This is a genomic window from Xanthomonas sp. NCPPB 3959 (assembly GCF_056675575.1).
The window spans coordinates 21,634-39,551 of the sequence record NZ_JBWWVR010000015.1 but is presented as its reverse complement, the minus strand read 5'-3'; the positions used below and the strand labels follow the sequence as shown (position 1 = coordinate 39,551).

Annotated in this window: 12 protein-coding genes; 2 read left to right on the top strand and 10 right to left on the bottom strand. The window is 65.3% G+C overall.

The annotated features are described in order from the left end of the window. The 3 genes from mreD to AC1KVG_RS16910 form a co-directional block, all read right to left on the bottom strand. The gene (gene mreD / locus AC1KVG_RS16920; RefSeq protein ID WP_006451888.1) at positions 1 to 486 is read right to left on the bottom strand and encodes a rod shape-determining protein MreD; all 486 of its coding nucleotides are present in this window, start codon (positions 484 to 486) and stop codon (positions 1 to 3) included. Further along, positions 483 to 1,832: a rod shape-determining protein MreC gene (gene mreC / locus AC1KVG_RS16915; protein ID WP_481095157.1), complete on the bottom strand. Its 1,350-nt coding sequence runs from the start codon at positions 1,830 to 1,832 to the stop codon at positions 483 to 485. The genes mreD and mreC overlap by 4 nt, the downstream gene beginning before the upstream one ends. 165 nt (positions 1,833 to 1,997) lie before the next feature. Beyond that, the gene (locus AC1KVG_RS16910) at positions 1,998 to 3,044 is read right to left on the bottom strand and encodes a rod shape-determining protein (protein ID WP_023905168.1); all 1,047 of its coding nucleotides are present in this window, start codon (positions 3,042 to 3,044) and stop codon (positions 1,998 to 2,000) included. Between the two features lie 276 nt (positions 3,045 to 3,320). On the opposite strand from AC1KVG_RS16910, the gene AC1KVG_RS16905 reads away from it, so the two are divergent. Continuing rightward, complete coding sequence (locus AC1KVG_RS16905; protein ID WP_006452026.1) at positions 3,321 to 4,253, top strand: carbohydrate kinase family protein; 933 nt, start codon at positions 3,321 to 3,323, stop codon at positions 4,251 to 4,253. Positions 4,254 to 4,600: 347 nt separating this feature from the next. After that, on the top strand, positions 4,601 to 6,574 hold the full coding sequence (locus AC1KVG_RS16900; RefSeq protein ID WP_023905170.1) for a sigma-54-dependent Fis family transcriptional regulator: 1,974 nt from the start codon (positions 4,601 to 4,603) through the stop codon (positions 6,572 to 6,574). Between the two features lie 981 nt (positions 6,575 to 7,555). Here AC1KVG_RS16900 and AC1KVG_RS16895 read toward each other — a convergent pair. From AC1KVG_RS16895 to AC1KVG_RS16865, 7 genes are all read right to left on the bottom strand, one after another. After that, on the bottom strand, positions 7,556 to 9,847 hold the full coding sequence (locus AC1KVG_RS16895) for a TonB-dependent receptor (RefSeq protein WP_481095201.1): 2,292 nt from the start codon (positions 9,845 to 9,847) through the stop codon (positions 7,556 to 7,558). Between the two features lie 151 nt (positions 9,848 to 9,998). Next, a complete protein-coding gene (locus AC1KVG_RS16890) occupies positions 9,999 to 11,105 on the bottom strand; it encodes an S-(hydroxymethyl)glutathione dehydrogenase/class III alcohol dehydrogenase (protein WP_104549630.1) in 1,107 nt (368 codons plus the stop codon). A 35-nt stretch (positions 11,106 to 11,140) separates the two neighbouring features. Next, positions 11,141 to 12,223, bottom strand: a complete 1,083-nt coding sequence (locus AC1KVG_RS16885) for a beta-propeller fold lactonase family protein (RefSeq protein ID WP_481095156.1) — start codon at positions 12,221 to 12,223, stop codon at positions 11,141 to 11,143. Further along, positions 12,220 to 12,876, bottom strand: coding sequence for a c-type cytochrome (locus AC1KVG_RS16880; protein WP_481095155.1), 657 nt, complete (start codon positions 12,874 to 12,876; stop codon positions 12,220 to 12,222). The genes AC1KVG_RS16885 and AC1KVG_RS16880 overlap by 4 nt, the downstream gene beginning before the upstream one ends. 37 nt (positions 12,877 to 12,913) lie before the next feature. Continuing rightward, a complete protein-coding gene (locus AC1KVG_RS16875; RefSeq protein WP_481095154.1) occupies positions 12,914 to 14,689 on the bottom strand; it encodes a quinoprotein dehydrogenase-associated putative ABC transporter substrate-binding protein in 1,776 nt (591 codons plus the stop codon). Beyond that, positions 14,686 to 16,704 (bottom strand): methanol/ethanol family PQQ-dependent dehydrogenase, encoded by a 2,019-nt coding sequence (locus AC1KVG_RS16870; RefSeq protein ID WP_481095153.1) that lies wholly within the window; start codon positions 16,702 to 16,704, stop codon positions 14,686 to 14,688. Before AC1KVG_RS16870 ends, AC1KVG_RS16875 begins: the two co-directional genes overlap by 4 nt. 545 nt (positions 16,705 to 17,249) lie before the next feature. Next, complete coding sequence (locus AC1KVG_RS16865; protein WP_481095152.1) at positions 17,250 to 17,873, bottom strand: HAD family hydrolase; 624 nt, start codon at positions 17,871 to 17,873, stop codon at positions 17,250 to 17,252. Positions 17,874 to 17,918: the final 45 nt, after the last annotated feature.

The following is a 17,918-nucleotide window of genomic DNA, read 5'->3' as shown; positions in this document are numbered from 1 at the left end:
TTACTTCTTGCTCCGCTTGCCCAGCCGCACCGCATCCAGCAACACGAACAGCGGCGGCCACAGCGCCATGCCCAGCAGCGGCGCCCACCAGTAGCTCCACGGCAGGGTCGGCTCGCCCACGGCCAGATGCACCGCCGAGGACACGATGCGGTCGTTGAGCAGCAGCCCGCCGATCGCCAGTGCCTGCTGCGAGACCGGGAAGAAGCGCATCCGCGCGCGGAAGCGCTGCAGGATGAAGGTCATGATCACCAGCCGCAGCGCCTGCTCGCCGAGCAACCCGCCGTACAGCAGATCGGCCAGCACGCCGGCCACGAACGCGATGCCCAGCCCGACCCGGTCAGGCTCTTCGATCACCCAGTACGCCAGCACCAGCGCCAGCCAGTAAGGACGCAGCGGCTGCACCACGAGCGGCAGCGGCAGCAGCCCCAGCACCAACGCGATGACGAAGCTCGCCGGCAGGATCCAGGTGTTGCGCATGCGGGTCATTGGTCCGTCTCCGGTGGAGACGGACGGGAATCGGGAGTCGGGAGTGGGGAATCGGTAGGAGCGGCGTTCTGCGGCGGCCGCGCACCGCTCGCACGGCCAGCTGGCGTCTGCGCGCCGCTGCCATTCCCTGTTCCCGCCGCCCGCACGCCCTGCGGCGAAGCCGGACGGGGATCGGGAATCGGGCTGTTGGATGCGTTCGACGCGGGGGGGCGGGCCGGCGTGGTTGAAGGACGGACGGACGCTGGCGCGCGGGCCGGCTGCGCGGCGGGCACAGCAGATGTCGACGCGGACCGTGCACGCGGCGCGGTGCCGGTGCCCGATGCCGCTTCGGCCGTCGGGCGTGCCGGATCAATCGCTGTGTTGGAAACTCCGGCCGCCGGCGTGCGTGGTGTTGCGGTCACCGGCGCACTCGCTGGCGCGCTGGCCGCAGCCGCCTCGACACTGTTGCCGTTGCCGTTGCGAATCCCATCTCCCGACTCCCCACTCCCGGCCCCAGGCACCACGCGCAGCGGTTTACCGGCGCGCAGCAACAACACGTCGCGGCCGCGATCGAGCTTGGCGGCGGGGGTCAGTTCGCCGACCAGGAAGGCGTGGGTGTCGTCGGGATGCAGCTCGGACACCTTGCCGACCGGGAAACCCGCCGGGAAGCGGCCACCCAGGCCAGAGGTGACGATCTCATCGCCCACCTGCACGCCGGCGCTCAGCGGGATGTCGCGCAGTTCGAGCCGGTCGCCACGGCCGTAGACGATCAGCCGCACGCCGTTGCGCGCGACACTGACCGGAACCGCGTGGTCGGGGTCGGTGAGCAACAGCACCGTCGAATGCAGCGGCGTCACTTCGATCACCTGCCCCATCAGGCCGCCGGCATCGATCACCGCCTGGCCCATCAGCACGCCATCGCGGCTGCCGGCATCCAGCAACAGGCGCTGCCGGGTCGGGTCCAGGTCGATATCCAGGATCGGCGCCAGCTGCACGTCCAGGCCGCGCCGCTCGGCCACGTTGAGCAGTTCGCGCAGCTGCGCGTTGTCCAGCGCGGCGGTCTGCAGCCGGGTCAGGCGCGCATTGGCCACCAACAGCTGATTGCGCAGCGAGCGAGTTTCTTCCACCAGCTGCGCGTGGGTGGCGGCGTTGTCGCGCACCTGCGAACCGATCCGCCCCGGCAGCCCGGCCACCGCCCAGATCGGCTGGATCAGCAGATTGGCCTGCATGCGCAGCTGGCTCAGCCAGCTACCGCGGCTATCGAGCGCGATCAGCACGATCGCCAGCACCAGATAGACCAGCAGGCGCAGCGTGGAGGTGACTTCGCCAGGACGGGAGGCGACGGGAGGACCGGCGTAGGAGGGCACTTTAAGGCCGGGATTTGAGAGTCGGGATTGGGGATTCGAGGAGCAGTCGGCTGCCCCCGATACGACTAAGCGTTAGACAAACAGGGCTGTACCGCAATCGGTCAAGGCCGAAGGCCGGGACACGCGTTGCGAATCCCCAATGCCGACTCCCGAATCCCGAAAGCTTCACTCCGGCGCGAAGAACTCGTTGCCGTGCATGTCCACCAGCTCCAGCGCGCGACCGCCACCGCGGGCCACGCAGGTGAGCGGGTCATCGGCCACCTGCACGTGCAGGCCGGTTTCTTCGGAGATCAGGCGGTCCAGGTCGCGCAACAGCGCGCCGCCACCGGTGAGCACGATGCCGCGCTCGGCGACGTCGGCGCACAGTTCCGGCGGGGTCTGCTCCAGCGCCAGCTTGACCGCGGAGATAATGCCCGACAGCGGCTCATGCAGCGCTTCGAGTACTTCGTTGGAGTTGATCTTGATCATCTTCGGCACGCCCTCGGCGAGGTTGCGGCCGGAGATTTCCATCTCCTGCACCACGTCCTGCGGATAGGCGCAGCCGATCTGCAGCTTGATGCGCTCGGCGGTGGCTTCACCGATCAACATGCCGTGGTTGCGGCGCACGTAGTTGGTGATCGACTCATCGAAGCGGTCGCCGCCCACACGCACCGACTGCGAGTACACGATGCCGTTGAGCGAGATGACCGCCACTTCGGTGGTGCCGCCGCCGATATCGATGACCATCGAACCGCGCGCTTCGGTCACCGGCATGCCGGCACCGATCGCTGCAGCCATCGGCTCTTCGATCAGATACACATCGCGTGCACCGGCCTCTTCCGCCGATTCCTTGATGGCGCGGCGCTCGACCTGGGTGGAGCCGGCCGGCACGCACACCAGCACGCGCGGGCTCGGGCGCAGGAAGCGCGACTTGTGCACCTTCTTGATGAAGTGCTTCAGCATCGCTTCGGTGTAGGTGAAGTCGGCGATGACGCCGTCCTTCATCGGGCGGATCGTGGTGATGTGGCCAGGCGTGCGGCCGAGCATCTGCTTGGCTTCTGCGCCGACCGCGGCCACCGAACGCGTACCGCCGATTGCGCGGTCCTGACGTACCGCCACCACCGATGGTTCGTTCAGTACGATTCCCTGCCCGCGCACGTAGATCAGCGTATTGGCCGTGCCCAGGTCGATGGACAGGTCGTTGGAGAACATGCCGCGGAGTTTCTTGAACATCGGGGGAGCCGTTCCTGAGGAGTCGCGTGCCCTGCCGCCAGAGTGGCGAAAAAATGGGCGAAAAACGAAGTCCACTAGCCTAGCAATCCCCCCCGGTGCGAGCAAGGAAAAATCAGGTATTTCGGCCGGGTTTTCATGTGCCGGTCACGCCGGGCATGGCATGCGGTTGTGGCCCTGATCGGTCGCAGCCGTTACCCTTTGCGCCGCGGCGTTCGCGCCGCCCCGCTGCCATGCCCGGCAACTGGCGGGTATTTCCCTACGCAAAGGCCTGACTCGATGTCCGCACTGATCTGTGGTTCCCTCGCCTACGACACCATCATGGTGTTCCCGGACCAGTTCAAGAATCACATCCTGCCGGACAAGGTGCACATCCTGAATGTGTCGTTCCTGGTACCGCGCATGCGCCGCGAGTTCGGCGGCTGCGCCGGCAACATCGCCTACAACCTGCATCTGCTCGGCGGCGCGCCGATTCCGATGGGCACCGTTGGCCAGGACTTCGGGCCCTATCGCGAACACTTCGAAGCGCTGGGCATAGACCTGTCGCGGGTGAAGATCATCGATGATCTGTTCACCCCGCAGGCGTTCATCACCACCGACCACGACAACAACCAGATCACCGCGTTCCATCCGGGCGCGATGATGCGCAGTTACGAAAACCATGTGCGCGACGTGCCCGGCGTGACCCTGGGCCTGGTCGGCCCGGACGGGCGCGAAGGCATGATCCAGAACGCGGAAGAGTTCGCTGCTGCCGGTATCCCTTTCATCTTCGATCCCGGTCAGGCAATGCCGTTGTTCAACGGCCCGGAGCTGCGCCAGTTCATCGAGCAGGCCCAGTACGTAGTGGTCAACGACTACGAATCCAATCTGCTGCAGGAACGCACCGGCTGGGACGAGAAGGACATCGTCTCGCGGGTGCAGGCCTACATCACCACGCAAGGCCCGAAGGGCGCGCTGGTGCATACGCCGGAGAAGACCTACGACATCCCGCCGGCGCACGAGCGCCGCGTGGTCGACCCGACCGGCTGTGGCGACGCCTTCCGCGCCGGGCTGATCTACGGCATCCAGGGCGGCTACGACTGGCTGACGATCGGCCGGATGGGCAATTTGATGGGCGCGCTGAAGGTGGAACATCCAGGCACACAGAATCAGCGCTTCGATTTCACCGAGTTCAACGACCAGTTCAAGCAGCAGTTTGGTTACGCGCTCTGAGGCGTACCGCCCTGATCAGCGCTTGACCCTTCTCCCATCGGGAGAAGGTGCCCCGCAGGGGCGGATGAGGGTACGAGCGAAGCCACGTGCAGTTCCAACAGCACAAGGCTTCGCCCCGTACCCTCACCCCAACCCCTCTCCCGCAGGAGAGGGGCTCGCCGGCTTCACTCGGTATTGAGCGGACAACCACCACATCCGGCACCTGCCATCGCTGGCCATGGCATCCGCATCAGCAATGCAGTTGATGCAACGCAATTTGCTGCAATGCAGTTGCTGCAATGCAGTTTGAGCATCAGCCCGATCTGTGCCTCTACTGACGCTTCGCGCTCACTGAGGAACGCTGGCCCATGTCCGAGCCAAGCGTTGTCGCCGCTACGTCCATCGCCCTGCCTGAGATCGAACCGGATGTGCTCCGGCAGATCCGCCGGCTGCGCGACATCGCCCCGTTGGCCGCGCCACTGTCGCGCTCGTGGCGACGCTGCCTGGACGAGCATTCGCTATTGCCCGAGGCGCCACCCGAAGCGCTGGTGCACGACGCCTTGCACGTGCGCGAGCGCCAGCAGCGTCTGGGCGAGGTGCTGCGCATCGCCAAGGTGGAAATGGAAAACCTCTACGAACAGATCGCCGGCAGCGGTTATGCGGTGATCTTTGCCGATGCCGAAGCGACCGTGCTGCACAGCGTGCACGACCCGACGCTGCTGCGCGAATTTCGCCAGGCCGGCCTCTTCTGCGGCGCCAGTTGGGCCGAATGTCATCAGGGCACCAATGGGCTGGGCACCTGCGCGGTGGAGCGCACGGCGGTGAGCGTGCACCGTGGCGAACATTATCTGACCCGCCATCTGCCGTTGTCATGCTGCGGCGCGCCGATCCTGGACCCGCACGGCGGTCTGCTGGCGGTGCTGGATGCCTCCACGCCCGACGCGCAGGATGGCAAGCAGATCCAACGCCACACCGTGGCCTTGGTAAGCATGTCGGCGGCGCAGATCTCGCGCTCGCATTTTCTCAATCAGTTCGGTCACGCCTTCATCCTGCGCTTCCATAGCCGGCCCGAGTTTGCCGGGTTGCTGCATGAGGCGCTGATCGCGATCGATACGGACGGCCGTGTATTGGCAGTCAACGAGGCGGTACTGGAGCAGCTCGGCAAGATCGATCGCAGCCAGCTGGTGGGCCGCAACATCTCGCAGGTGATGCAACTGGATTTCGACACCCTCGAGCATCGTGCGGGCAGCGATGCCGGCACCTTGTGGTCGATCCGCTGCGCCTGCCATGGGCGGCGTTTCTACGCGCTGGTGCGCCCGCCGCGTGCGCGTCCGGCGCTGCCGGCGGTAGGCGGGCCGGCACAGCTGGCACCGGACACCGAGCTGCAACCCGGCGAGCATGTGGGCTCGGATCCGCGCATGCGCCACAACCTGGCCAATGCGTTGAAACTGGCAGCGCACCGCGTATCGATTTTGCTGCGCGGCGACACCGGGACCGGCAAGGAGGAGTTCGCCAAGGCGGTGCATCGGGGCTCGCCGTGGGCGAATGGTGCGTTTGTCGCAATCAATTGCGCGGCGATTCCGGAAGCCCTGATCGAGAGCGAATTGTTCGGCTACGCACGCGGTGCCTTCACCGATGCCGCGCGCGAAGGACGCCACGGCAAATTGCTGCAGGCCAGCGGCGGCACGCTGTTTCTGGACGAAATCGGCGACATGCCGCTGCCGTTGCAGAGCCGCCTGTTGCGCGTGCTGGAAGAACAATCCGTCACGCCGTTAGGCAGCGAACGCGCAGTGCCGTTGGAACTGCACGTGATCAGCGCCAGCCACCGCGATCTGGCGCAGCGGGTGGCGGCCGGCGAGTTCCGCGAGGATCTGTATTACCGGCTCAATGGCGTGGTACTGCATCTGCCGCCGCTACGCGAGCGCAGCGACAAGGCCGAGCTGATCCGCACCTTGCTGCGCGAAGAAAACAGCGAGCACAGCGTGCGCATCAGCGAAGAAGCGATGCACAAACTGCTGAGCTACGCCTGGCCGGGCAATCTACGCCAGTTGCGCAACGTGCTGCGCACGGCGGCGGTGCTGTGCAGCGATGGGGTGATCCGGCTACCAAATCTGCCGCAGGAAATCGTCGATGCCGGCAGCGCGCCGTGTCTGGTCGATGGCCGTGCGGTGGCGGCCGACGACATGCCCGGCCGCGTCGCACTCGATCAAGCCGAGCGCCTGGTGCTGCAGCAGCAACTCGAACGCCACCGCTGGAATGTCAGCCGCACCGCCGATGCCCTAGGTATCAGCCGCAATACGCTGTATCGCAAGCTGCGCAAGCATGGGTTGGATACTGGCTGATTGGGGGGCGGTGATTTGGGATTGGGGATTCGTAAAAGCCAAGGCAGCGTCTCTCAGGGCTGGTACTTGGAGGTATCAACAAAACTCCTTCTTCGCCATCAGGCGGGCACCGCTGTTGCTTGGTGCGGCATGCCACCACGTACATGCCTTGATTGCGGAACGGTTGATCTGCAGCTCGGCTGCAGGGCCCTTGCCCGCCCACCATCGCGGGACACGCCGCAAGTACGTCCATGTAGGCTCTTACGCGGCATCCATGCCGCGTAAGGTCCCGCGACGGTGAGCGGGCAAGGACCAGTTGGTCATATCGGTGTGCATGGTTTTCAAGAAAACAAATGACTAACTCTCTGGCGTGGTGTCCGCGACTTCCTGCGCTATTGACTGAATCTAAGTGCCGCCAAGACTTGGAATCTCGGTTGTCTTGGAGCGGTTGGATAGCGCGGACAAATCGCTTGCAGAGCGGCTGATCTGCGCTTGGCTGCAGGGCCCTTGCCCGCCCACCATCGCAGGACACGCCGCAAGTACGTCCGTGTAGGCTCTTACGCGGCATCCATGCCGCGTAAGGTCCCGCGACGGTGGGCGGGCAAGGACCAGTCGAGATGGTCGGTGTGCATGGTTGCAAGCAATGCATGACGTGCGTTGTTCTGATAACGCCGCGGCCGATCATCGTCCCGATGCACCCGAGCAACAAGCAGCTTTTGAAACGACCACCGACTAACTCTCTGGTGCGGTGGCCTCGCCGATTGCGGGACCGTGTGGCGGCATGGATGCCGCCACCGAGCCTCCAGGGATGGATTCACGGCGTGTCCCGCGAGCGGCGAGGACACCGCGCCCCCGACCAGCGCGGCTTGTGATCATCCAGATGATGCTAAGCACAGCTAAGAGCGGCTAACAAAAGTAGCGAGCGCCTGACTGACGGCTGCGCAGTAGTTTTGTTAGCCGCCCCAAGGCTTACGCCTCACGAATCCCTAATCCCCGCCCCAGTCACAACGCCCAGCGCAATCCGATCAGATACTGCCTTGGCACACCCGGCGCGAGAAAACGGGCCGGGCCGGTTTCCACTGGTGCATCCTGCGGGCGCGCCAGTTCGCCATCGGGAAACACGTCTTCGGCCACTGCCGCATATGTCGCGTAGCGGCGGTTGAAGACGTTGTCGATGCGGGCGAAGAGCGACAGCCGTTCGCCGAGTTGCCAACGTGCCTGCAGGTCTACCAGCGCATAGCCGGCGGTACCGATGTCGATGCGCTCGGGTGCGGGCTCGCCGTCTTCGGCGTTGTCGACCTGGCCATCTTCATTGCCGCTGGCCACGCGGCCGGAGACTGCACGCACACCGGCACCCAAGGTCAGCGCATCGCGCTGCCATTCCACACCGAGCTTGAGGTTGTGGCGCGGCAATGCGGCGATGCGCAAGCCGGGACGCAAGGTGATTACACGCTCGCCGGAGAGCAATTCGCCATCGCTGCGATAGGTCGCATCCAGAAAACTGTAGCCGGCCAACCACTGCCAATCGCCGCTGCGCAGGCGTAGCGACAGATCCGCGCCTTGATACCGGGTGCGGCCGACATTATCGAAGTAACCCAGCTGTGTGTCCGGCGCGCGCAAGAACAAAATATCGTCGCGATTGTCGGCGCGATACACCGACACCGTGGCATTGGTGTTGGCCGACGGCGCCCAGCGTGCGCCGAGCTCATACGTGCGCGAAATGATCTGCTCCAGGCGCGGGTCGGCTTGCAGGCCGGTCGGCAAGCGGCACGGCTGGGTGGGATCGGCGCAGCCCAGTTCGATTGCCGTTGGGGCGCGGCTGTTTTGCGCGACCGAGCCGTATACCGTCAGCCCGGAATCGAGCCGATGGGTCAGACCCAGGGACGGATTGGCCTTGGCGTAGACGAAGCGCTCGCGGGGGCGGTCGCCGTCTTCGGCGGTGGAAAGAATATTGTCCACCACCACATGGTTCCAGCGCACTGCAGCGGTGAGATGAGTAGCAGCGTCCACTGCCCAGGTGTCGGCAACGAACACACCCAGCGTTTTGGTGCTGCCGCGCACGCCGGAAAAGAACGCGCGCTCGGCATCCGGATCGGCGGCGACCGAGCGGTCTGGCTGTACCCAACCATCGCGGGCGAATTGCTGATAACGCACATGGCCGCGATCGAAGGTGACGCCGGTGCTGAGCGCATGAGCGCCCCATTGCTTGCTCAGGTTGAGCGCAAGCCCCTGCGCTTCCTGGCGCATCTGGGTGGTGTTGAGCGCGCCGGTGGGCAATGCATCGGCATCGGCGCGTGCCACATCGCAATCGGCATCCAGTGCGCTGCCATCGGTGGCATAACCCGATGCGCATTCTTCGACGAATTCTTCGTAGTCCTCGCCGATATCGCCATTGACGGTGTCGCGGCGGCCCACGCGCGAGTAGGCCAGTGCATGCAGTGCGGTATCCGCATCGAAACGATGGTCCAACTGTGCGGTGAACAGCGTATTGCGATTACGCGTGAGATCGGGCGAGGTGTACACCGAGCGGCGGTCGGCGCGATACAAGCCGGGCTCGGGGCCATCGTCGGTGTAGCGCGTATCCGGCAACAGGCCATTACCGATCAAGCGGCTGCGCCCGTGCAGCACCGACAGGCTCCAATCGGTCTGCTCGCCTTGCTTACCGACCTTGCCGAACAGCGTGCCAAGGCGACCTTCGGAGGCATCGCGCCAGCCGTTCTCGTCGAAGCCGGTGACCGCGACAAAGCCATGCCACCCGTCCTGACTGGCGAGGCCGTAACTGGCGTCCAGCCGCTTGCGTGCGCCGCTGCCGATGCTCACTTCGCCCTGCAATCCAGGTGCGGTCAAACCGGAGGCGGTGGACAGCACCACCGCGCCACCGAGCGTGTTCGGCCCGAACAAGGGATTGGAGCCGGGCATCAGGGTCACTGCATTGATTGCCGACTCGGGCAGCATGTCCCAGCTGACGATATCGGCGAACGGTTCGTTGAAACGCACGCCATCCAGATACACCGATACCCCTTGCGAGGCGCCCGGCAAGGCGGACGCGCGAAAGCCGTGGAAGGTGAGATCGTTCTGAAACGGACTGCCTTGCACATCGTTGCCGTCCACACCGACAAAACGCCGCTGCAGCAGATCGCTGAGGTTGTTGCTGCGCCCGCGCGACAGCTCGCCATTGGTGGCCGATTGCACCATGTACGGCAACTGCGCCGCGTCGATGGTGGTGCCGGGAATCGGCGTGGCGGTGACCTCGATGCGGTCCAGCCAGGTGACCTGCGGCGCATCTTCGGCCATTGCAGTGCCGAGCGTGCCAGCGCACAGCAGCGCTGCGCAGGCGCAGGCAAGCCGATGTCGTTGCAATGCATCGCGGCCATGGCGTGCGGCGCGAAGCGGCGGTGTGCTGCGATACCCCAGTAAGTGCTGCGTCGACCTCATGTCGTCTCCCTCAATAAAGCACGATCGATTTGATGCCGCGCGCTGCACGCAGATCCGCCAGCGCCTGATTGATATCGTCCAACGCCAGGGTGCGCGTGATCAACGGCGCCAGCTGGATGTCGCCTTGCAGATAGCGCTCGACATAGCCGGGCAGCTCGCTGCGCCCTTTCACCCCGCCGAACGCGCTGCCGCGCCACACCCGCCCGGTCACCAGCTGAAAGGGCCGCGTGCTGATTTCCTGAGCGTCGTCGGCCACGCCGAGAATGACGCTCTCGCCCCAGCCCTTGTGGCAGCACTCCAGTGCCGCGCGCATCGCACCGACATCGCCCACGCATTCGAAACTGTGGTCGGCGCCGCCGTCGGTGAGGTCCACGATCACCTGCTGGATCGGTGCGCCGTAGTCACGCGGATCCAGGCAATCGGTGGCGCCCAACGCACGCGCCAGCGCGAACTTGGCCGGATCGATATCCACTGCGATGATGCGCCCGGCCTGCGCCAGCACCGCGCCCTGCACCACCGACAAGCCGATGCCGCCCAGCCCGAACACCGCCACGCAATCACCGGGCCGCACATGCGCGCTGTTGAGCACCGCCCCGACACCGGTGGTGACCGTGCAGCCGAGCAGGCAGACCTGATCCAGCGGTGCATCCGGATGGATACGCGCCACCGCGATCTCGGGCAACACCGTGTATTCGGAAAACGTGCTGGTGCCCATGTGATGCAGGATCGGCCGCCCGTTCAATGAAAACCGGCTGCTGCCATCGGGCATCAGCCCGCGCTCCTGGCTGCTGCGGATCGCCTGGCACAGGTTGGTGCGACCGGAGCGACAGAACTTGCACACACCGCATTCGGGCATGTACAGCGGGATCACGTGATCGCCGACACGCACGCTGGTGACGCCGATGCCCACGGCTTCGACAATGCCGGCGCCCTCCTGCCCCAGGATCACCGGAAAGCTGCCCGCGTGCCCGTGCGCCAATGCATGCGCATCGCCATGGCAGATACCGGTGGCGACCAGGCGCACCAGCACCTCGCCGGGCCGCGGCGGCTGCAGGTCCACCTCTTCGATGGTCAGCGGCTGGTGCGGACCCCATGCCACCGCAGCGCGTGTCTTCATCCGGCCTCCCTGGCGCGCGTCGGCATGGCCGCCGCTCAGCGCGCGATCACCACGCCCCACGGCAATTCGCCGACGGGGATCTGTTTGATCTGTTGCAACGTCGCGGTGTCGATCACGCTCACCGTGTTCGAGCGCCCGTTGGCGACATACAACTTGTCGCCGGCCGGTGTCAGCGCCGGATTCCACGGCCGCAGCCCCACTGCAATTTCGGCAAGACTGCGCGCGCTTTTGGTGTCGATCACGCTGACCGTGCCGGCACCGCCATTGGACGCGTACAGGCGGGTGCCATCGGCCGACAACGCCACCCCCGCGGTGCGCACACCGGCCGGCAGACTGGCGCGGCGTTGACGGGTTTGCAGGTCGATCACGTCCACCACGTTGGCGGTTTCCTGCGCGATGTACACGCTGTGCCCGTCCGGTGCGAACGCCATGCCGCGCGGATGGCCGCTGGTGGCGACCACACCGCGCGATCGATGGGTGGCCAGTTCGATCATGTCCATGTCGTTGGAGCCCTCGTTGCTGGTGAGCAGCCACTGCCCGTCCGGCGTGTAGGCGCAATGCTCCGGCGCCTGCCCGCGCGTGGCGATCACCTGCTGCAGCTTGAACTGCGCGGCATCGATCAACATCACCTGGTTCTGCCCCTCCACACACACCGCGAACTGTTTGCCATCCGGCGACAACGCGATGCCTTCGGCGTTCTCGCCGATCTGCACGCTGCGCAGCACCGCATCTTTTTCGGTATCGAGTTCGATCAAACGGTGATGCTCGGCGTCGATCAGATACAGATGCCCGTGCGGACCCGGCAACACCTGCTGCAGGCGTTTGCCGAGCTGGCCTTGCGCACTGAGCGTGCGCACCACCGTATCGGTGTGCGTATCGATCACCGACACCGTGCCGCTGCGCTGATTGGGCACGTAGGCAAACACCGGCGGCGTTGATGGCGCCGGTGTTGCGGCAGGGGCTGCCGGATCTGCAGGACTCGCAGCAGTCGTGGTCGCCGCCGGTGCAGTGCGCGACGCAGGCGCGTCCGCGTCGCGCTGGCAGCCTGCCAGTGCCAGCAGTGTGCCCAGCACGCCTGTTGCACAGACGCGCTGCCAACGGATTGCCACTGATCTCATTGCGCCTTGCCCGCGGTCTTGTTGATCGAATGGATGAAGGCGAGCAATTTTTCGGTGTCGCCCGGCTTGAGCACCGGCGCGAACGGCGGCATCTGCCCGACCACTTTTTCATGTCCGATGCGGGTCTTGCCGTGGGTGATCATCGCTGCCGTGCCTTCGCTGATCAACGCACGCAAGGTGTCGTCGTCGCTGCCATACACCCAGATGTCGTTGGTCAACGGCGGGCACATGCCACCGCCACCGGTGCCGCCGTGACAGGCGTTACAACCGGCCGAGAAATAGATCTTCTTGCCTTCGGCAATCAGCTCGGGCGTGACCTTGACCTCAGGTCCTTTCGGAATCGGCACGACCGCAGCCGGCGGCGCCGGTGGTGTGGCCGGATCCGGCGCAGGCCCGGCGGCCGGGTTGGGCACCCCGGGAGTCGCCGCTGCAGGCGCAGGCGCGGCGGTACCGGTGGCCGGCGCAGGCGTATTGGCAGCCGGCGGAGCGGCCGCCTCAGATGCGGGAGCGGGCGGCGGCGCCTCCTTCCCGCACGCGGCCAGCACCACGCTGAGCATCAACGCGCACAGCGGTGCGCGCATGGAACGATCGAAACAACCCACAGTGGACTTGCGCATGGACGAACCTTTCTGATCGGAGGGAACACCGCGCACCCCGTGCACGCGGCAGGTGACACAGTCATTGCCGAAGTCATTGCCGAGACGGACGCCTGGTCTGCGTGAGCAGCGTGGCCAGCGCGGTGTCGCCGCGCGCCTGCGCCAATGCGGCGGCGGTCTTGCCATCGCGATTACGTGCGGCGGGGTCGGCACCGGCCGCCAACAAGCGCTTGGCCACGGCTTCGCGCCCGGCCGCTGCGGCCAGCATCAATGCGGTGATGCCGGCCTGGTTTGCATGGCCGACGTCGGCCCCACGTGCCAGCACCGCATCGAGAATCGCCGGGTCGTCACGCGCTACCGCAAACATCACCGGCGTGAACCCGGTGGGATTGGCACGCCGCACATTCGCACCCGCTGCCAGCAATGCCTGCACCACGCCGACATCGGCGTAGGACACCGCCAACTCCAGCGCGCTCCAGCCATCGCTGGAGACCGTGTCCACGGGTGCACGCTTGCCCAGCAACTTGGCCACACTGTCGGCATCGTTGGCCCAGGCCGCCTTCATCAAGGCGGTCCAGCCGCTGCTATCGCGTGCATCCAGGCGTGCACCGGCATCGAGCAACAGGCTGACCAGATCCGGTTCCTGATTGCGGATCGCCTGATGCACCGGCGGCTCGCCGAGCAGGTTGGGACGATTGGCATCGGCGCCATGCCGCAACAGCCACGCCGCACGCACGCCATCGCCGGCATCCAGCGCATGCGCCAGTTCCTGGTCCGGGTCGGCACCGTCGGCAATGCGCAGTTGCAGCTGCGCCAGCTCCTGCGACGACGCGGCCGGGCTCGGCGTTTTCGAGACCGGCGTCGGCGTCGCATACGGCCCGTGCGATGCCAGATCGCCTGCCACCACGCAGTCGCTACACCGCACCAGCGGCACGTGGTAACTGCGCAGGATCTCGGCGATCTTTGCCGCACTTTGTTGCATGGCCGTGTTCAAGGCATCGCGTAGCTGCGCGTTCTTGCGCGACACTGCCCACGCCATCGAGTATTCCAATACCGAATCGTCGATAGTGTTGAGCGGCACCACGCCCAGCCCGCTGCGTTGCGCGTAATACCCGGCCACCGGGCCCCAGGATTCGGCCGCATCCAGTTCATTGGCGGCGACGCGTTCGACCAGCTTGCCGGGATGTTCTTCCGGCGCGGTGGCCGAGTCATAGAACAGATACTGCACATCGCCGCTGATGCCGTGCTCATACAAGGCCTGGCGTGCGGGGGAACTCTGGAACACGCCCAGCCGCAGTTTTTTCAGTGCCGGGTCGTCCAGCGAGGTCGGCACCAGATCTAAACCTTTGCGCGTCACCAGCACATAGGCCGAGCGATACAGCGGGCGCGTGGTCAGGCCCTGCTCGAAATCGCTGTTGAGGTCCATCAACACATCGCAGCGGCCGGCATTGATGGTGCTGCGTGCCAGCCCGCGTTGGTAGTAGGTGCGCCACTCGTATTCCAGGCGCCGGCCCATGGCATCGGCCACGACCTGCGCGATCTTGTTCTGGAAGCCCTCGGCGGCCTTGTTGGACAACGGCATGTTGCCCGGGTCGGCGCAGACGCGCAGCACAGTGGGATCGGGCGCAGGTGGCGGCGTGTTGGCCGGCGTTTGCGCGGAGGCTGGCGCTGCAGTGGATGCAGGCGCCGCTGTGGGCGCCGCACCGGAATCAGAAGCGCGAGCCGCCGGTGAGGACGGCTCGCGTGTGCAGCCTGCGGCGACGAGTCCGAGGCTGCAAAGCACCAGCAGCTGACGCAGCTGCCGGCTCATGCCACGCGCACCGGCAGCGAGCTGCCGGTGCACGCTTGCAACGCCTTGCCTGGATCTCATCGTGCGGTCTTCGCTGCGGCGTTGGCGGTGCCGCCGCCTGCAGCCGCAGTGGCGGTGGCACTGGCGGTCACGGTCTTGCCCGCACCATCGATACGGAAGGTATGCACCATGCCGCCGAGGGGGATCTTGTCGAAGCCGGCACCGAATGCCAGACCGGCTGCGCCCAGCGCGCCATACGGATCGGCCGGGTCCAGACCTGCGGCCACCGGCAGGCCGATCCAGCCACCGATACCGGAGAACACCGCCACGTACTGGTGCCCATTGGCCTTGTAGGCGATCGGGTTGCCGATGATGCCGGAGGGCAGTTTCATCTCCCACAGCTTCTTGCCGGTGTCCTTGTCCACCGCACGGAACCAGCCATCCAGCGTGCCGTAGAACACCAGCCCGCCATCGGTGACCAGGGTGCCGCTCCACACCGGGAACTTCTCCTTGATCTCCCACTTGGACTTGCCTTCCACCACATCGAATGCCTTGACGATGCCCAGTGCACCCGGCTCGTTAGGCTTCATCATCACGTTGGCGAACACGTAGGGCAGACCCATCATGGTGTTGCCGCGTTCCTGCGGTTCCAGCTCCATATGCCAGTTGTTGGTGCCGCAGAAGAACACCGCCGAATTGGCCGGGTCCACCGAGCACGGCTGCTGGTCCTTGCCGCCCATTGCCGAGGGGAACGCCTGCACTTTCTTGCCGCGTTCCAGTGGCGAATGCGCGGCCACTTTGACCGGGCGACCGGTCTTCATGTCGATGCGTTCGGCCCAGTTGGCCGGCACGAACTTGTGCGCGCGCAGCAAGGTGCCGTCGCGACGATCGAGCACATACGCAAAGCCGTTACGATCGAACTGCACCACCGAGGGAACTTGCTTGCCGTCGATGGTCAGATCGACCAGGATCGGCTCGTTGATGCCGTCGTAATCCCATTGGTCGAACGGGGTCTTCTGATAGCCCCACACCGCTTCGCCGGTATCGATCTTGCGGGCGAACAGGGTCATCGACCACTTGTTGTCATGCTCGCCGTTGTTGCATTCCTCATGCGAGGTCTTGCCGCAGCGATACGACGGGCTCCACAGGCCGGGATTGCCGGTGCCGTAATAGAGCAACTTCAACTTCGGGTCGTAGCTGTACCAGCCCCAGGCCGCACCGCCGCCACGCTTCCATTCGTCGTTGGGAAAGGTCTTCACACCCAGATCGCCGAGCTGACCATGCTGCGGGTTGGCCTTGTTGAAATCCGCACCCAGGCAGATCGATTTGTCCGTACCGGCCGCATCGCAGGACCACACCTGCTTGCCATCGGCCAGGCTATAGGCCGCCACACGCCCGAGCACGCCGAACTCGTTGCCGCTGATGCCGGCGATCACCTTGCCGTCGGCAATAATCGGCGCCATGGTGATGGTTTCGCCCTTGTCCGGATGCCCGAGTTTCTGCTTCCACACTTCCTTGCCGGTCTTGGCATCGAGTGCGATCACATCGCCGCTCAGGCTGCCGAACACCAGCTTGCCATCGGCATACGAAGCGCCGCGGTTGACCGTATCGCAGCACGCCACCGCTACCGAGCGTTCGTCCTGTTGCGGGGTGTATTTCCACAACACCTTGCCACCGTCGTCCTGTGCCGCCAGGTCGATGGCGAACACGTTGTTCGGGTAGGCACTGACCATGTACATGATGCTGCCGATCACCAGCGGCTGGCCTTCGTGGCCGCGCGTGGCATCGGTCTTCATCTCCCACGACATCTTGAGATTCTTGACGTTGTCGCGATTGATTTCGGCCAGCGGGCTATGCCGGGTGAGTGCGAAGTCGCGCCCGATGCCGCCCCAGTTGTCCGGATTGCTGGCATTGGTGGTGAATTCGCCATCGGTGTCGACCACGGCGGCGGCCGGCGGCGCAGCGGCGGGGGCAGCGGCCGGTGCGGGCGCGGCGGTGTCGGTGGCGGCGTCCTTTTTACAGCCGGACAGCGCGGCGCTTAGCGCAAGCATGAGCAGCGCACCGCTGCGAATGCTGCGACAGGAAGATTGATGCATATGCGTCTACCCCTTCGATTGAACAACCAGTCGGTTGAAACATCCGCAGCGCAGGCACTGTTGCAGCCAGTTGCGTCGCAGACGTCGGAAACGTCGAGGGAGAAGAGAGCAAACGCCATGCCAGTGCGCTGGTGCGATGCACCATGTCGGGGCAGCGGGGCTTTGCTGTGATGGCAGTCGCTTAAGCGAGGTGCACTGTCACGGTTTTGGCACAGTTTGCACCGGGCGTGCTGTTACATCGGTGGTGCAGATGGTTGGATTTTGCCCACGTTCCAACGCACGTTAGGTAAGTCAGACCCCGCTTTTCCTTCAACCACCGACAACAACCGGTGGCGCTTGCGCGCGTACCGGCGTGGGACCTTACGCGGCATGGATGCCGCGTAAGAGCCTACACGGACGTACTTGCGGCGTGTCCCACGCCGGTACGCGTGCAAGCGCCCTCCATGAGCCGAAGCATTCGCACAAGACTGACAGACGTTGCATGTGTGGGTTGGTCTGTGCGCGGCGTCGGAATCCGCGCTTTCCGCCTGCTTGCAGACAGCGCGCTAACCTTTCCACCGCATCAGCAACTGCGTGCAATCCTGCAGACGCCAGTCGGCAAAGCCGGGCCAGGGGTCACCCGGCGTGTTGACCAGCACCGTGCAGGCGCCAACGGCACGACCGCAGGCCAGGTCGTTGTGGTGGTCGCCGACCATCACCAATGCCGCACCATCGACCGACCAGCGTCGTTCGAAATACTGCAGGCCATCGGGCGCGGGTTTGGGCGCGGCCTCATCACGGCCGACGATGGTGTCCCAGGCAAATGCATCGTGCAGGCCGATCGCCTGCAACGTCACCTGCGCCAGTTCGCGTGCGTTGCGGGTAAGCATGCCGAGTTGGCATCCGGCTGCCTGCAATGCACGCACCAATTCCACCGCACCGGGCGCGGCGCGTGCGGTCCGTGCGAGCTCACGCTCGTGCTCGAGTAACCAGGCGTGTTTGGCAGCAGCCTGGTCGGCAGGTAGCGATGCCAGGTGATGCAGGATGTCGGCCTCAGGCGGGATCTCCAACACGCGTCGAATCAATGCGAAATCATGCACGGCTTCGGTCAGCGTGCCATCCATGTCGAACACCCAGTGGCGGTAGTCGGACAACGCGGGAGATGTCTGTGTGAGTGTCATGCAGTCCATACGTACATACGTGCGAAGACGTGAGAGTGGTGAACGCAACACGGC

Bases quoted from the DNA above. Each gene is read 5' to 3' on its own strand.
- AC1KVG_RS16910 (WP_023905168.1), bottom strand. From the start codon at position 3,044: ATGTTCAAGAAACTCCGCGGCATGTTCTCCAACGACCTGTCCATCGAC.
- AC1KVG_RS16905 (WP_006452026.1), top strand. From the start codon at position 3,321: ATGTCCGCACTGATCTGTGGTTCCCTCGCCTACGACACCATCATGGTG.
- mreD (WP_006451888.1), bottom strand. From the start codon at position 486: ATGACCCGCATGCGCAACACCTGGATCCTGCCGGCGAGCTTCGTCATC.
- AC1KVG_RS16900 (WP_023905170.1), top strand. From the start codon at position 4,601: ATGTCCGAGCCAAGCGTTGTCGCCGCTACGTCCATCGCCCTGCCTGAG.
- AC1KVG_RS16885 (WP_481095156.1), bottom strand. From the start codon at position 12,223: ATGAGATCAGTGGCAATCCGTTGGCAGCGCGTCTGTGCAACAGGCGTG.
- AC1KVG_RS16870 (WP_481095153.1), bottom strand. From the start codon at position 16,704: ATGCATCAATCTTCCTGTCGCAGCATTCGCAGCGGTGCGCTGCTCATG.
- AC1KVG_RS16865 (WP_481095152.1), bottom strand. From the start codon at position 17,873: ATGGACTGCATGACACTCACACAGACATCTCCCGCGTTGTCCGACTAC.
- AC1KVG_RS16890 (WP_104549630.1), bottom strand. From the start codon at position 11,105: ATGAAGACACGCGCTGCGGTGGCATGGGGTCCGCACCAGCCGCTGACC.
- AC1KVG_RS16895 (WP_481095201.1), bottom strand. From the start codon at position 9,847: ATGGCCGAAGATGCGCCGCAGGTCACCTGGCTGGACCGCATCGAGGTC.
- AC1KVG_RS16875 (WP_481095154.1), bottom strand. From the start codon at position 14,689: ATGAGATCCAGGCAAGGCGTTGCAAGCGTGCACCGGCAGCTCGCTGCC.